The organism is Serratia sp. CY76391, assembly GCF_052166695.1.
In the GTDB taxonomy this organism is placed as follows: Bacteria; Pseudomonadota; Gammaproteobacteria; order Enterobacterales; family Enterobacteriaceae; genus Serratia; species Serratia nematodiphila.
This window is the reverse complement of the sequence record NZ_JBJNOJ010000008.1, coordinates 213,423-229,064: the sequence shown is the minus strand read 5'-3', so window position 1 is coordinate 229,064 and position 15,642 is coordinate 213,423. Positions and strand designations below refer to the sequence as shown.

Annotated in this window: 14 protein-coding genes; 8 read left to right on the top strand and 6 right to left on the bottom strand. The window is 59.9% G+C overall.

The genetic code is table 11. The features are described 5' to 3' along the window. Window positions 1-74: 74 nt before the first annotated feature. Window positions 75-680 carry an FMN-dependent NADH-azoreductase gene (gene azoR, locus ACJ8PN_RS16330; protein WP_015377994.1) on the top strand — a complete coding sequence of 202 codons (606 nt, stop codon included), beginning with the start codon at window positions 75-77 and terminating at the stop codon, window positions 678-680. A gap of 120 nt (window positions 681-800) precedes the next feature. On the opposite strand, the gene ACJ8PN_RS16325 is transcribed toward azoR, so the two are convergent. From ACJ8PN_RS16325 to ACJ8PN_RS16315, 3 genes are read right to left on the bottom strand one after another with little or no spacing between them, the layout of a single operon-like run. Continuing rightward, window positions 801-1,124 (bottom strand): YdbL family protein, encoded by a 324-nt coding sequence (locus ACJ8PN_RS16325; protein ID WP_015377995.1) that lies wholly within the window; start codon window positions 1,122-1,124, stop codon window positions 801-803. An 8-nt stretch (window positions 1,125-1,132) separates the two neighbouring features. After that, window positions 1,133-1,330, bottom strand: a complete 198-nt coding sequence (locus tag ACJ8PN_RS16320; RefSeq protein ID WP_004930472.1) for a YnbE family lipoprotein — start codon at window positions 1,328-1,330, stop codon at window positions 1,133-1,135. Further along, entirely contained in the window at window positions 1,327-3,939 is a 2,613-nt protein-coding gene (locus ACJ8PN_RS16315; RefSeq protein WP_437188827.1) for a YdbH family protein, read from the bottom strand. The genes ACJ8PN_RS16320 and ACJ8PN_RS16315 overlap by 4 nt, the downstream gene beginning before the upstream one ends. A gap of 467 nt (window positions 3,940-4,406) precedes the next feature. Between ACJ8PN_RS16315 and ACJ8PN_RS16310 the strand changes: the two genes are divergently transcribed. Next, entirely contained in the window at window positions 4,407-5,399 is a 993-nt protein-coding gene (locus ACJ8PN_RS16310; protein WP_015377997.1) for a 2-hydroxyacid dehydrogenase, read from the top strand. Between the two features lie 50 nt (window positions 5,400-5,449). Beyond that, on the top strand, window positions 5,450-5,878 hold the full coding sequence (hslJ, locus tag ACJ8PN_RS16305; protein WP_351108665.1) for a heat shock protein HslJ: 429 nt from the start codon (window positions 5,450-5,452) through the stop codon (window positions 5,876-5,878). A gap of 24 nt (window positions 5,879-5,902) precedes the next feature. Here hslJ and ACJ8PN_RS16300 read toward each other — a convergent pair whose 3' ends face one another. Further along, window positions 5,903-6,157: a DUF333 domain-containing protein gene (locus ACJ8PN_RS16300; RefSeq protein WP_004930482.1), complete on the bottom strand. Its 255-nt coding sequence runs from the start codon at window positions 6,155-6,157 to the stop codon at window positions 5,903-5,905. A gap of 478 nt (window positions 6,158-6,635) precedes the next feature. Further along, entirely contained in the window at window positions 6,636-6,968 is a 333-nt protein-coding gene (ssmE, locus tag ACJ8PN_RS16295; protein ID WP_004930487.1) for a multidrug efflux SMR transporter SsmE, read from the bottom strand. A 238-nt stretch (window positions 6,969-7,206) separates the two neighbouring features. Here ssmE and nifJ point away from each other — a divergent pair, with 238 nt between their 5' ends. From nifJ to ACJ8PN_RS16280, 3 genes are all read left to right on the top strand, one after another. Beyond that, on the top strand, window positions 7,207-10,740 hold the full coding sequence (gene nifJ / locus ACJ8PN_RS16290) for a pyruvate:ferredoxin (flavodoxin) oxidoreductase (protein WP_033632934.1): 3,534 nt from the start codon (window positions 7,207-7,209) through the stop codon (window positions 10,738-10,740). 229 nt (window positions 10,741-10,969) lie between these two features. Continuing rightward, a complete protein-coding gene (gene ttcA / locus ACJ8PN_RS16285) occupies window positions 10,970-11,908 on the top strand; it encodes a tRNA 2-thiocytidine(32) synthetase TtcA (RefSeq protein WP_004930494.1) in 939 nt (312 codons plus the stop codon). A gap of 146 nt (window positions 11,909-12,054) precedes the next feature. Then, window positions 12,055-12,453 (top strand): VOC family protein, encoded by a 399-nt coding sequence (locus ACJ8PN_RS16280; protein WP_004930496.1) that lies wholly within the window; start codon window positions 12,055-12,057, stop codon window positions 12,451-12,453. Between the two features lie 217 nt (window positions 12,454-12,670). Here the strand turns inward: ACJ8PN_RS16280 and zntB are convergent, their stop codons facing one another. Continuing rightward, on the bottom strand, window positions 12,671-13,654 hold the full coding sequence (gene zntB / locus ACJ8PN_RS16275) for a zinc transporter ZntB (protein WP_004930499.1): 984 nt from the start codon (window positions 13,652-13,654) through the stop codon (window positions 12,671-12,673). A gap of 155 nt (window positions 13,655-13,809) precedes the next feature. On the opposite strand from zntB, the gene ACJ8PN_RS16270 reads away from it, so the two are divergent. Together ACJ8PN_RS16270 and ACJ8PN_RS16265 are read left to right on the top strand one after the other, a co-directional pair. Further along, a complete protein-coding gene (locus ACJ8PN_RS16270; RefSeq protein ID WP_154870311.1) occupies window positions 13,810-14,514 on the top strand; it encodes a hypothetical protein in 705 nt (234 codons plus the stop codon). Beyond that, window positions 14,466-15,557, top strand: a complete 1,092-nt coding sequence (locus ACJ8PN_RS16265) for a hypothetical protein (protein WP_442535075.1) — start codon at window positions 14,466-14,468, stop codon at window positions 15,555-15,557. The genes ACJ8PN_RS16270 and ACJ8PN_RS16265 overlap by 49 nt, the downstream gene beginning before the upstream one ends. The last annotated feature ends 85 nt before the right edge of the window (window positions 15,558-15,642 follow it).

The window sequence follows — 15,642 nt, the reverse complement described above, 5'->3', positions numbered from 1 at the left end:
AAATGTGAATAGCATGTACTTCATGCAAGGGACGCTGAGTCCTGATGTCACTGTCACAACGTAAGGAATTATCGATGAGCAACGTATTGGTTCTGAAATCAAGCATCCTGGCGACCTACTCTCAGTCTAACCAACTGGCCGATTTCTTCGTAGAGCAATGGAGCAACGCCCATAGCGGCGACACCATCACCGTACGCGATCTGGCCGCACAGCCAATCCCGGTGCTGGACGGCGAACTGGTTGGCGCGCTGCGTCCTTCCGATGCGCCGTTGACCCCGCGTCAACAAGAAGCGCTGGCGCTGTCGGACGAGCTGATCGCCGAGCTGCAGGCCAATGACGTCATCGTGATTGCCGCACCGATGTACAACTTCAACATCCCGACCCAGCTGAAAAACTATTTCGATCTGGTTGCCCGCGCCGGCGTGACCTTCCGCTACACCGAAAACGGTCCGGAAGGCCTGGTGAAAAACAAACGCGCCGTGATCCTGACCAGCCGCGGCGGCATCCATAAAGGCACCCCAACCGACCTGGTAGAACCTTACCTGCGTCTGTTCCTGGGCTTCATCGGCATTACCGACGTGGAGTTCGTCTTCGCGGAAGGTATCGCCTACGGCCCGGAAGTGGCGACCAAAGCACAGGAAGACGCCAAAGCGGCCCTGTCTCAGGTGGTTGCTGCCTAAGACCCTGCGCAGGGGCGCCATGCCCCTGCCGGACAAAAGGCAAGTCCTGTCAAACCTGCACTACCCTCATAATAATCATCTATCCGTATCATTTAGCGCGCCAGACGGCGCGCTTTTTTTTTATTTCTTCAACCACTGGCCGTTGATGCCGCGCACATACTCGCCGCTCTGCGCACGCGTCACCAGCTTCTGCCCCGCCATGCGCGCCACTTCGTCGACGGCGATATGGTTGCCGTCCGCCACTTCCTGATACTTCTCGGCGCGGCCGGCGTTGATGCGCTTCACCAGCGCCAGCGTTTCCGCATCCTGTTTCACCGGCGCAATATAGCCGCTCAGGGTTTCGCCCACCCGCCCTTGCTGCTTCGCCTCATCCAGCGTCAGCGCCATCGCCACGCTGCTGAACAGCCAGGCGGCGCCGGCCAGCCACACATAACGTTTTTTCATGTCGGCTCCTAGAACAGACCGCTTTGGGTTTTCAGCAGGTTTTCGACGTCCTTATCCACCTTGATATGAATCTCATGCTCGATCTTGACGTTCATATTGATGGTGATCGGATCCTTCGGCGTCGCCACCTCGATGCGCGGCACGCAGCCGCTCAGCAGCGAAACGCACAGCACCGCTGCCAGCGCCGACACACTCATGATTTTCATTGTTGTTCCCCAGGTTGTGAGAGGGCCTGCTCCAGCCACTCCTGTAAATTGTCGCCGAAGCGCAAACTGCGCCACAGCTGAAACACGTTTTCCTGATGGCGATAGTTCAGGATCACCTCGCGCTTGGCGCTCTTCTGCGGGTTAATGCCGTCGATGCGCGCGCTCAGCGTCAGCTCGCCCAGGTTGTCGAGATCGACCCGGGCGTGCGAACGGTTGATTTCCATGTAGCGCAGCCAGTCGATCGCCGCGCCGGTCGCCAGGTTATTGCTGCCGATGGCGTCGGCCATGTCTTTGTCCAGCCGCAGCGTCAGGGTGCCGGCGTTGGCGATCCAGCCGTTTTGCACCAGCCATTTCGGGTGATTCAGGAACAGCGGCAGTTCGCCGTCGACCCGGCCGGACATGGCGAACTGCTTCGGTTTCAGAGCGGTGAACAGCGCGCTGAGATCGACCTTGTCCAGCTTCAGCACCGCGGCGTCATGCTGCGGCAACCGCAGCGCCGACAGGCTGATATGCCCGTTGAGCATGTCCACGCCGACGTTGCTCAACGTCAGCGGCTGCCTTTCGCTATAAGGATAGGTGCCCTGCAGATCGGCGGAAATATTCTGCATCTCGAACAGGTTGGTGAAAGACTTGATGCGCAGCGACACCGGCTGTTTGGCCCCCAATTGCCACTGATGCTGCTTGAACCGGTACGACAGGATGAAATCCAGGCCGCTCATCTCGCCGTCCTTCAGCCACATGCCGCCGTTTTTCACCACCCAGTGGCCACCGGCCTCGAACCCCTGTTCGCGAGCGGCGGAAAACGCCGACTGCGCGTAAAACTCGCCGTCGCGCAGCGTGAGATTGAGATCCGGCGCCAGCAGCGGTTGGAACACCTTCAGCGACTGTTTCGGCCACCAGGCTTCGCCGCGCAGACGTTCGCCGTCCCAACGGCCGCGCAGCGCGATCGGCCCAATCTGTTGCGCCTGCAGTTTGCCCTGCAGCTGGAAACTGTCCGGTGAACGGCCGTTTACCTGCAGCGCCAGCACCGGCGCCGGCAGATAGCCGCCGTCGCTGAAGCTGACCTTATCCGCCGCCAGCTGCAGCTCGCCGTTGAACTGCGGACTTTGTTCATCACGCCGCCAGCGCAGCGGCTGATTGAGGCTCAGGCGCGGCGCGGCGACCGTCACCAGACCGTACTTCAACTTATCGAAGCCGGTGGAAAGTTTGTCGAGCACCAACTCACTGTCGCGCCAACGACCGCTGCCGGCGACGTCCCAGGCGGCCTGCAGCGGCGGCAAGCGGCCATTGCCCCAGTAACGCCATTGCCAGTTGCCCTTGTCCGGCCAGAAATCCTGCGCCTGGCCGTCTAGGTGCAGCTTGAAGCGGCCCCAGTAACTGTCGCTGGCGCTCAAAATCGCCTGCAGGCGGCCGGTGATGCCGGCGGCGGTCACCTTCACGCCCGCCAGCGGCAAACGCGCCTCTTCCAGCGTCATTTCCGGCGTCACCTTGCCCCACAGGCGCAGCAGCGAACCGGGCTGCAGCACCAGCGTCGGGTTGAGAATGCTGCCGCCGATCACACCCGGGATCGACGCGGTAGTGGAAAAGTCGGCCAGATTGGCCTGGCCGGTCAGTTGGAAGCGCAGATCGCTGTCGGTCAACCCCACCTTGCCCGGCCCGAGGGTGAGCACCGCATTGCCCTTGCCGTTGTGACCCGCGGTGATCACGTTCAGCCGCGCGCTGATCTCCGTTTCATCCAGCCCTTTGCTCCAATCGTGCAGCGCGATGCTGAGCCCGCCGTTCAACGGCTGCTCGCTGTACGGCCAACGCCACTCGCCCTGCTTGATGCTGACCCGCTGCGGCGAGACTTCCCACGGCAACACCGCCAGCGGGCGATCGTCGCCTTTCTCGCTCACCGTCAATACGCCCTGCTGCTGTTGCCAGCGCATGTCCAGCAATACCGGTTTTTCCAGATAGGCGGTCTGCATTTCCCCCTGCAACGCGCCCTGCGTCGGCAGGCTGGCCAGATCCAACGGGATGGTTATCTTGCCGGCGAGGTGCAGCGGTTGTGCGCTGTTGGGCGGAACCACGGTCAGGCTCTGCAACGTCAGCTGCTGTTTTTCATCCAGCTGCGCCTCGGCGCTGAGATTCGGGCCCCGATAATGCAGACGTTGCCCGTCGGGGCCGGAGGAAAGCTGCAGCTTGCCGGCATAGCGCTGCCAGGGAATGAGCGTCAGGTCATTAATGGTGAGATCCAGCTGCGGCAGCTGTTGCTGCAGCTGATCGAGCGCCAGCGGCGCGCTGTTGGCGTCGCCGCTCGGCAGTTTTGACAAACAGGCGCTATCGACGCTGACCTTATCGCTCGACAGTTGCCAGCGGCCCTGGCGGTAAGCCAGCCGCGTCGGCCCGACGTTGGCCAACAGGCAATCTTGCGCAGTGAAACGCGCCCCCGCCAACGCCAGGCCGCCCTGGCGCCAGTGCAATTTGCCCTGCAATTCCAGGCGGCTCCCCGCCGGCAACCAATGCGATAACACCCCCGGCAGCCAGCGCGGCAAGGTTTGCCACAACGCCAGCACCAGGATTGCGCAGCCCGCCACCGTCCCTATGAATACTTTCAATCGCCTGGTCATTAAATGATTGCTTCGTTCCTGAGTTAGGCATTGGTTAAGTCTATGCCTGAATTGACAATAATGATGGCATGAATTTGACATAGGGTGAAGCCGAGCGGGCTCGCAGAAGCGATTTGCACCTTTTTGGCGCAAACGTGTGCGGGGTTGTAGATTTTCGTTACATATACATCACATAAACAGGACAGTTTTCAGACTTTTGTTATTGTTGTTACCATTGATGATTAATAGTCTTGCAACCATTCTAATAAAAGTTTAGCTGCTAGCTAACTGTGTACTAGAGAAGCCATTCCCCACACCCCCGTGGGGATTTTTTTGCCGCCTGTCGCCACCGTCGTCTTCCCTCCATCGTATCCAGCCCCATCGCAGCCTTGCAGCAGCGATTTCGGCCATGTCGAAACGGGCTAACCAATTGTCGAATTTACTAAAATCTGTTAAATTGATCACAAAATCACGGTGGAGAAACCACGATGAAATTGGCGATATACAGTACCAAACAGTATGACCGTAAATACCTCGAACTGGTGAATCAGCAATTTGGCTATGAGCTGGAATTCTTCGACTTTTTACTCAGTAAAAAAACCGCCAAAACGGCCGCCGGTTGCAAGGCGGTGTGTATCTTCGTCAACGACGACGGCAGCCGTGAAGTGCTCGAAGAACTGGCGGCGCTGGGCGTCGAAATTCTCGCCCTGCGCTGCGCCGGTTTCAATAACGTCGATCTGGACGCCGCCAAAGAACTGGGCATCAAGGTGGTGCGCGTGCCGGCCTACTCGCCGGAGGCCGTGGCAGAACACGCGGTCGGCATGATGATGTGCCTGAACCGCCGTATTCACCGCGCTTATCAGCGTACCCGCGACGCCAACTTCTCGCTGGAAGGGCTGATCGGTTTTAACATGCACAATCGCACCGCCGGCGTGATCGGCACCGGTAAAATCGGCGTGGCGACGATGCGCATTCTAAAAGGCTTCGGCATGAAACTGCTGGCCTACGATCCGTTCCCGAGCGAACAGGCGCTGGAACTGGGCGCGGAGTATGTCGATCTGAAGACGCTGTACGCGCAATCCGACGTGATCACCCTGCACTGCCCGCTGACGCCGGAGAACCACCATCTGCTGAATGCCGACGCCTTTGCGATGATGAAAAACGGCGTAATGGTGATCAACACCAGCCGCGGCGCGCTGATCGATTCCACCGCCGCCATCGATGCGCTGAAGCAACAAAAAATCGGCGCCCTCGGGATGGACGTCTACGAGAACGAACGCGATCTGTTCTTTGAGGACAAGTCTAACGATGTGATTCAGGACGACGTGTTCCGCCGCCTCTCGGCCTGCCACAACGTGCTGTTTACCGGCCATCAGGCTTTCCTGACCGAAGAGGCGCTGACCAGCATTTCACAAACCACGCTGCAGAACATCAGCCAGTTGGATCGTGGCGAAACCTGCCCGAACCAGTTGAACGCCTGAGCGTAACCTCGGGGCGCCCTTGCGGCGCCCTGTTTATTTGAGAGAACGCGATGAGAAAAACAACGGTAGCCGCCCTTGCGGCGCTGGCCTTAGCGGGGTGCAGCATGAAACCACACGCGGCCGTCACGCCAGGCGATCTGTTGCATCACAACTTCGTGTTGCAAAGCGTGGATGGCGAAACGGCAAAATCACCGGCGGGCGGCGGCCTGCTCAATCTGGAGTTCGGCGAGAACCTGCATGTCTCCGGCACGATGTGCAACCGCTTTTTCGGCCAGGGGCAATTACGCGACGGCGTGCTGACGGTGAAATCGCTGGCCACCACGCGCAAGCTGTGCCCTGATGAGCAGCGCAACCGCTGGGATCGGGTGATTGGCACCGTGCTGGAAAACGGCGCCGAAGTGACGCTAAACGCACAGCAGCTGACGCTCACCGGCAGCGGCCACACGCTTATTTATACCCTGCGCGATTGGGTGTATTGATCCTGCAGGCCAGGCGCCGCGGGCTTACCCGGCGCAGCTGCCCAGGGCCAGCGTACGTTCTTCGCACTGCTTGCCGTTCGGCATCTGGCACATGCGCAGCGCTTCACCGTTCAGGTTGTGCGCGATGGTGGTAACGCCGCCGACCGCCGCGCAACCGGCGCTGGTCTGCAACGTATTGATTCTGGCACTGTTGCCCTGCTGTACTGGCTCTTCGTTATTGCTGCTGCAGGCGGCTAAAAGCAGCACGGCGCTGGCAAGCAGCCATTTTGATGTCGTCATTATCCCACTCCTGAACCCGGAACTGCGCTGTGTAAAATCGCCATTGCTGATAACGCGCGTCACTTGGCGGACACGTTTCGCTATCTTTGATGCAAACTTGTTTAATCTAGCTCGATATATAAATAATGAAAATATATTCCAGCCATTATTTGTCGTTTTTTTGCGCCGGCCGAACATTTATTTTGTTTGCAGAATATTTCCGTGACGGCGCCACTCGCTGTCAGGTACTGGCCGCACGCAAAAAAGTGATAACGTCACCGCGGCCATCGAGGAAGTTTTTCCCGCGACAGCGGTATTAATTATCTTCGCGTGCTTTCATTGCGGCGGCGCATTTTTTGCTACCGGAGAGAACGATATTTGTGTCTATGCTGGCGGCGCTAAGTAATTAGCATTCCACTATTTTCAGTGAATGATGACTGAATTCTTCAACCGGCGCGACTTGCTGTCACGCCGGCTTTTTTTTACATTAAAATAACACTCAGTGCACCGAGGCTTTCGACAGTAAATTAATCACCAGCACGCCGGCAATAATTAATCCCATGCCAACGATCGCCGGCCAATCCAATTTTTGCTGATAAACGAACACCGCGGCGACCGACACCAGCACAATCCCCATGCCCGACCAAATCGCATACACGATGCCCAGCGGCATGCTCTTGACCACCATCGACAGCCCCCAAAACGCCACGCCGTAGCCCAGTACCACCAGCAGCGACGGCCACAGGCGGGTAAAGCCCTCAGAGGCTTTCAACATGGTGGTGGCGATCACTTCCGCGACTATCGCCATCGTCAAATACATAAATGCGCTCATGGTTTTCTTCTGTCAATTTGCCGATGCGCAATTATGACGCGCCGGAAATAAATTGTCTTTAAACGGTGAAAACAATTTATTGCCGCCGGCCCCTAATCGGCGAGGAAATACGCCTTTGACGATTTATCACCCGCCACACAAACGCGATAAAGCCACGTTCGCCCCCTCTGTTAGACTTTTTTCCATTACTGCGAAAGTGCGCTTTCGCGGCTTTGTGAGCAATGAAAAGGTAACGCCGATGATAACTACAGATGGTAATAATGCAGTCGCTTCCGTGGCCTATCGCACCAACGAAGTGATTGCCATCTACCCTATCACGCCAAGCTCCACCATGGCGGAGCAGGCGGACGCCTGGTCCGGCGATGGCCGGCAAAACATCTGGGGCGATATTCCGCGGGTGGTGGAAATGCAGTCGGAAGGCGGCGCGATCGCCACCGTGCACGGCGCCTTGCAAACCGGCGCGCTGTCGACCTCGTTCACTTCATCGCAGGGTCTGCTGCTGATGATCCCCACGCTGTACAAACTGGCCGGCGAGCTGACGCCGTTCGTGCTGCACGTCGCCGCGCGCACCGTGGCCACGCACGCGCTGTCCATTTTTGGCGACCATTCGGACGTGATGGCGGTGCGCCAAACCGGCTGCGCCATGCTGTGCGCCGGCAACGTGCAGGAGGCGCAAGACTTCGCGCTGATCTCGCAGACCGCCACCCTCAACGCGCGCGTGCCGTTTATCCATTTCTTCGACGGTTTCCGCACCTCGCACGAGATCAACAAGATTGTGCCTCTCAGCGACGATACGCTGCGGCAGATGCTGCCGCAGGCGGCGATCGACGCGCACCGCAGCCGGGCGCTGTCGCCGGATCATCCGGTGGTGCGCGGCACTTCCGCCAACCCGGACACCTATTTCCAGTCGCGCGAAGCCACCAACCCGTGGTATGACGCCACCGGCCAACACGTGATCGACGCCATGGAAGCCTTCGCCGCCCTCACCGGCCGCCGCTATCGGCCGTTCGACTATTACGGCCACCCGCAGGCCGAACGCGTGGTGGTGGTGATGGGTTCCGCCGCCGGCACCTGCGAAGAAGTGATCGATACCCTGCTGACCCGCGGCGAGAAAGTCGGCGTGCTCAAGGTGCGGCTGTTCCGGCCGTTCTCCGCCCAGCATCTGCTCGGCGCGCTGCCGGACAGCGTGCGCAGCGTCGCGGTGCTCGATCGCACCAAAGAGCCGGGCGCGCTGGCCGAGCCGCTGTATCTGGACGTGATGACCGCGCTGGCGGAAGCCTACAGCCGGGGGGAGCGCGCCACGCTGCCGCGGGTGATCGGCGGCCGCTACGGCCTGTCGTCGAAGGAGTTCGGCCCGGACTGCGCGCTGGCGGTATTCCGCGAGCTGGCCCTGCCGCAGCCGCGACCACGCTTTACCGTCGGCATCTTCGATGACGTCACCGGGCTTTCGCTGCCGCTGAGCGACGAAATCCTGCCGCAGCGCGCCTCGCTGGAAGCGCTGTTCTACGGTTTGGGCAGCGACGGCTCGGTCTCGGCCACCAAGAACAACATCAAAATCATCGGCAACGCCACGCCGCTGTATGCCCAGGGCTATTTCGTCTACGACTCCAAAAAGGCCGGCGGCCTGACGGTGTCGCATCTGCGCGTCAGCGAGCAGCCGATCAATTCGGCCTACCTGGTCAGCCACGCGGACTTCGTCGGCTGCCACCAACTGCAGTTTATCGATAAGTACCAGATGGTCGAACGCCTGAAGCCCGGCGGCACCTTCCTGCTCAATACCCCTTACGGCGCCGATGAGGTCTGGTCGCGCCTGCCGCAGGAGGTTCAGGCGCTGTTGCACCAACGCCAGGCGCGTTTCTATATCATCAACGCCGCCAAGCTGGCGCGCGAATGCCGGCTCGGCGCGCGCATCAACACCGTAATGCAGATGGCGTTCTTCCACCTGACGCAGATCCTGCCGAGCGACGTGGCGCTGCAACAGCTGCAGGACGCCATCGCGCGCAGCTACAGCAGCAAGGGCCAGGAGATCGTCGAGCGCAACTGGCAGGCGCTGGGCGCCACCCGCGCCGCGCTGACCGAGATCCCGCTGCAGCCGGTAGACGCCAGCAGCCCGATGCGCCCGCCGGTGGTGTCGGACGCCGCGCCGGACTTCGTCAAAACCGTTACCGCCGCGATGCTGGCCGGGCTGGGCGATGCTCTGCCGGTTTCCGCCTTCCCACCGGACGGCACCTGGCCGGTGGGCACCACCCAGTGGGAAAAGCGCAACATCGCCGAAGCGATCCCGATCTGGCAGCCCGACCTGTGCACCCAGTGCAACCATTGCGTCGCCGCCTGCCCGCACTCCGCCATTCGCGCCAAGGTGGTGCAGCCGGCGGAGATGGAACACGCCCCCGCCTCTCTGCAGTCTCTGGATGTGAAAGCGCGCGATATGCGCGGCCAGAAATACGTGCTGCAGGTAGCGCCGGAAGATTGCACCGGCTGTAACCTGTGCGTCGAGGTCTGCCCGGCTAAAGATCGCCAGAACCCGGAAATCAAGGCCATCAACATGGCGTCGCGCCTCGATAATCTGGCGGCGGAGAAAGACAACTATGACTTCTTCCTGCAGTTGCCGGAAATCGATCCGGCGCAGCTGGAGCGCATCGACATTCGCACCTCGCAGCTGATCACGCCGCTGTTCGAGTACTCCGGCGCCTGCTCCGGCTGCGGCGAAACGCCGTACATCAAGCTGTTGACCCAGCTCTATGGTGACCGTTTGCTGATCGCCAACGCCACCGGCTGTTCGTCGATCTACGGCGGCAACCTGCCGACCACGCCGTACACCACCAACGCCGAAGGGCGCGGGCCGGCGTGGGCCAACTCGCTGTTCGAAGACAACGCCGAATTCGGCCTGGGCTTCCGCCTGACGGTCGATCAACATCGCGCGCGAGTGCTGCGTCTGCTGAACGCACTGGCGCCGCAGCTGCCGGAGCAATTGGTCAACGCCCTGCAGATGGCCGACGTGGCGCCGGAGCCGCGCCGCAAGCAAATCGCCGAACTGCGCGCGCTGCTGGCGAGTATTGAAGGTGAAGATGCGCGCCAGCTGGCGGCGGACGCCGACTACCTGGTGGATAAATCGATCTGGCTGATCGGCGGTGACGGCTGGGCCTACGACATCGGCTTCGGCGGTTTGGATCACGTGCTCAGCCTGACGGAGAACGTCAACGTGCTGGTGCTCGACACCCAGTGCTACTCCAACACCGGCGGCCAGCAGTCGAAAGCCACGCCGCTGGGCGCGGTGACCAAGTTCGGCGAGCACGGCAAGCGCAAGGCGCGCAAGGATCTGGGCGTCAGTATGATGATGTACGGCCATGTCTACGTCGCGCAGATTTCGCTGGGGGCGCAGCTTAACCAGACGGTGAAAGCGATTCAGGAGGCCGAGGCCTATCCGGGGCCGTCGCTGATCATCGCCTACAGCCCGTGCGAAGAGCACGGCTACGATCTGGCGCTCAGCCACGATCAGATGAAACAGCTGACCGCCACCGGTTTCTGGCCGCTGTACCGCTTCGATCCGCGCCGCAGCGCCGAGGGCAAGGCCGCATTGGCGCTGGATTCGCGCCCGCCGAACAGCAGCCTGGCTGAAACACTGCTGAACGAGCAGCGTTTCCGTCGCCTGAACGCGCAGCAGCCGGAGGTGGCCAGCGCGCTGTATCAGGCCGCAGAGAAAGAGCTGAAGGAGAAATACGATTTCCTCAGCCTGCTGGCCGGCAAGGCGGAAAAGTCCGCCGCTGAGTAACCGCCCTCAGGGCGCGAGCAATTCGCGCCCTGTTCTTTTACCGCCGACGTAAATCGCAGCAACAAAACCTGCTGGCATTCCGGCGCGCAATCCGTACCATACAGGCCTCGCGTCGGGTGCGTGGCGGCTGGATGATGAATAATGATCAAAATCGGCCGGTTGAATGGTAAACTCGCGGTCTATAACGCCATGCCCCTAGTGCCCCCCATTGAGAATGAGCACGATTTAAATGTCAGAAAAGCAATCCGTTAGCCAAAAAGAGCAGTACAACCTGAACAAATTGCAAAAGCGCCTGCGCCGCAACGTGGGCGAAGCGATCGCCGATTTCAATATGATTGAAGAAGGCGACCGCATCATGGTCTGTCTGTCCGGCGGCAAAGACAGCTACACCATGCTGGAGATCCTGCGCAATCTGCAGCAAAGCGCGCCGGTCAACTTTTCGCTGGTGGCGGTGAACCTCGATCAGAAACAGCCCGGCTTCCCGGAGCACATTCTGCCCGCCTATCTGGAAAGCCTGGGGGTGGAGTACAAGATCGTCGAAGAAAACACCTACAGCATCGTTAAAGACAAGATCCCGGAAGGGAAAACCACGTGTTCACTGTGTTCGCGCCTGCGCCGCGGCATTCTGTACCGCACTGCCACCGAACTGGGCGCCACCAAGATCGCACTGGGCCACCACCGCGACGACATTCTGCAGACGCTGTTCCTCAACATGTTCTACGGCGGCAAGATGAAAGGCATGCCGCCCAAGCTGATGAGCGACGACGGCAAACACGTGGTCATCCGTCCGCTGGCCTATTGCCGCGAGAAAGACATCGAGCGTTTCTCGATCGCCAAAGCGTTCCCGATCATTCCATGCAATCTGTGTGGCTCGCAGCCTAATCTGCAGCGCCAGGTGATCGGCGACATGCTGCGCGACTGGGACAAGCGTTACCCAGGCCGGTTGGAAACCATGTTCAGCGCCATGCAGAACGTGGTGCCTTCGCACCTGAGCGATATCAACCTGTTCGATTTCAAAGGCATTCACCACGGCAGCGCCGTGGTGGACGGCGGCGATTTGGCCTTCGATCGCGAAGACATCCCGATGCAGCCGGTCGGCTGGCAGCCGGAAGACTCGGACGACGCGGCGCCTGCGCCAGAACGTTTGAACGTGCTGGAAATCAAATAAGCCCCCTCGCCGCTTGCCATCCTGCGAGCGGCGACATTTCCCCTTCCCGACGATCTCGATCCTGTTCACAGTTTGCGCAAAATTTACTGGGCAGTGCCGTTTTTACCCTATACTGTTTATTTATACAGTCATATGGAGATCGCGCAATGAATATCACCCCCTGCCTGTCCCACGTCTCGCTGGGCTCCAACGATTTCGAGGCCGCCGCCGCCTTTTACGATCGTGCACTGGCCGCTTTGGGTTGCCGACGCGTGCTGGAGCATCCCGGCGCCATTGGTTACGGCCGCGACTACCCGGAGTTTTGGCTACAGGTGCCGATCGACGGCCGGCCGGCCTCGCCCGGCAATGGCACGCACGTCGGTTTTTTTGCCACCAGTAAGCAACAGGTGGATGAATTCCATCGCCAGGCGCTGCTGGCCGGCGCCGTCGATGAAGGCGCGCCCGGTTCGCGGCCGCATTACGGCGAGGCTTACTACGGCTGCTTTGTCCGTGATTTGGATGGGCACAAGATTGAAGCCAGCTTCTGGGATGAAAGCGCGGCCTGAAGAAGAAGGAAATCGAATAAAAAAATGCCGGTGATTAAACCGGCATTGTACGAATCAAATGTGCTATGCAGTAATTCAAAAATAAGAAAGTAAGACAATTATGGAGCGCAACGCCCATCGCTTGACGTTGCATTCACCTGCGAGAGAGATCATGCCCCATTTACCCCGGCTAAATGTTGATATTGCTCAATGTTAACCGGGTTTTCGTCATTTTTGCCTACAGCCAGCGGCTGCGCTTCAACCACCAGGCGACGCCAAGCACCAATCCGACCAGCATCAGGCAAAATGCCGCGAAACCGAAAGGATTACCGCCGCCCGGAATACCGCCAAGGTTGACCCCGAACAACCCGGTCAGGAAAGTGGTGGGCAGAAATACCATCGCCAACAATGACATGGTGTAAGTGCGGCGGTTCATCGCGTCGGCCATCACCGTGGTGATTTCGTCGGACAAGATGGCGGTGCGCGCGATGCTGCCGTCCAGATCGTCCAATCCCCGTCCCAGGCGATCGGCGATATCCTGCATGCGGCGACGATCGTCATCGCTCATCCACGGCAGGCGGTCGCTGGCCAGCCGCGCGAAGACGTCGCGCTGCGGCGCCATGTAACGGCGCAGCACGATCAGCTGTTTACGGATCAGCGCCAGCTGGCCGCGCTCCGGCACCTGCTGCTCCAGCAACGCGTCCTCCAGATCGATAATCTTGTCGTGCAGATCCTCGATAAATTCGCTGGTGTGATCGGTCAACGCATCGGAAATTTCCACCAGCCAGCTGCCGCTGTTGGTCGGCCCGGCGCCGCTTTGCAGATCGTTCACCACCTGATCGATGGAATACACCTTGCGGTGCCGGGTGGAGATAATCAGCTTATCGGTGATATATACGCGGATGGTGACCAGCTGATCCGGCCGGGAATTAGCATTAAAGTTGATGCTGCGCAGGGTGATCATGGTGCCTTCGCCCTGGCGGCTGACGCGCGGCCGCGAGCTTTCGCCGGAGAGCGCTTCACGCACCGAGTCCGGCAGCAGCGGCGTTGTGCTCAGCCATTCGGCGCTGGCCGGGTGCGCGTAATCAAGATGCAGCCAGCACGGCGCATCGCAGGTGATCTTGTCATCCCGCTCGATCGGCGTGACGCCGCCCTTGCCGTCGAGCTGGTAGGCGTAAACCGCATCGGCGACCTGCAGCTCACTCCCCTCAATCACATCCATTCATTTATCCCCTCAGTCTTGCTTATGTTGCTGAGTCTAGCGTTAACGCCTTGGAGATCAAAGGCCAAGCTGTAACGCCAGTTTTCATGTTGTCCCATAAGCGTGGTCTATACTTCTGCTGCCAGGAACGCAAGACAGCCCGAGAGGAAACTCGCATGTTACAAATCAGCACCGCAGATATCTTGAAAATCGTCCTACCGACCGTCATTACGCTGTTTATCGCCGTGGTCAAAACGCCCTTCCGCATTCGGCGGGAAAACCACGATAAGCTGCTAAACCTGCTCGAATCCGTCGAGAAGCCCCAAAGCGCCCCCATACGCCTGCTGCGCTTTCGCGACTATATCGGCAACAGCAGCGCCAGCCTCACTGCGCTGCAGCTGCTGTTGGCGTTACCGGACAGCGTAGCGGCGCTGGAACGCTATCGTTTCACCGGTGGCCGCCAGCAAATCTTGCGCACCACGCCCGCAGGCTTCGTGTTGCGGCCAAGCGCCAATAACGCTTTCAAACGTTTCCTGCTTTCCTGCCGCTATTTTTTGCTGTATTTGGTGTTCGTTACGCTGCTGGTGCTGTTCCCCGCTTTAACTCAATGGGGACTGCAGCAGTTAGGGGTATTGATTACGCCCCATTCACTCCGCTATCTGCCTAATGCGCGCATCACCGACGGCTGGCAGCTGCTGTTCCCCGGCCTATTATTTATTATGATTATGTTCAGCCTGGCATTCCTGACCTTCAGGCAGCTGGCACGCGCGGGTAACCTCAGTTCGGAACGCGCCTTTTATCGCTACTATCAACGCGCGCGTGAGGAACAACGATGCCGGGAAGTCCTGAGACAAATGCGCACGGTGCTGCGCCGAACCTGACGAGGCTGCGCCGCCTGCGCGGCATCGCCATGGCCACCCTGCTGCTGTTCGGCCAATCGGTTCGCGCAGAACCGGTGTTAGAACGTCTCGCCACGCCCTACCACGCGCCGACGGCGGCGGGTTCCCTGCCTTATTTTGTCGCTCGCGCTCGATCCCTCCAGCCGCATACCGCGCTGGTGGTGATGCACGGGCATCCACGCGACGCAGCCAAGACATTGCAAGCGGCGATCGATGCCGCGCAGGGAGCGGGAGACAACAGTTTGCTGGTCGCCCCGCTGTTCCAGGTGCCGGTGAAACTCGCCGTCCACTGCCATTCCGCCGGTCTGCCCCAGCCGCAAGACGGTGACGCTCTCTGGCGCTGCGGCTCGTGGATCGCAGGCGGTTTGGATAAGGGTGGGAAAACCGGCTCGTTCAACGCCATGGATAACCTGCTGGCCGATCTGAAACGGCGTTGGCCATCGCTGCAGTCGATCACCGTGGCCGGTTTTTCCGCCGGCGCCCAGTTCGTGCAACATTATGTCGGCTTTGCTCATCCGCCAAGCGGAGTGCGTCTGCGCTATGTGGTGGCCGATCCCGGCAGCTGGCTCTATTTTGATCGCCTGCGCCCTCTGCCCACAAGCTGGGGAAACTGCGGCAGTGAAACAACCTGTCGCTTCCGCTGGCAAACGCTGGACGCCGGCCAGTGTCCACAGGCTAACCAGTGGAAATTTGGTCCGGAAGCACTTCCCGCTCACCTGCAACGCACCGCCGACGCAGCCCGCCAGCGCTATGCGGCGGCCGATATCACCTATCTGGCCGCCGCCGATGATACCGGCACCGCGCCGGGCGCCTACTATCGGATACTCGACAAATCCTGCGCAGCCCAGCTACAGGGTCCCTATCGGCTGCAGCGCGCCCTGGCCTATGCCGACTATGACCGGCGCTATCTGGCGCCGGATAAGCCGCATCGGTTAACGATCGTACCCGGCTGTGGGCACAACGTCGCCTGCGTCTTTCCGGCTCCGGCGGCCATGCACGCGCTGTTTCCCATTAATGCAGACTAATAATAACGGCAATGAAATAAACCCTTGCCGATAAATCAGACAATATCACCGATAAAGCGCTGGTAATGCCGTTATTATTATGACT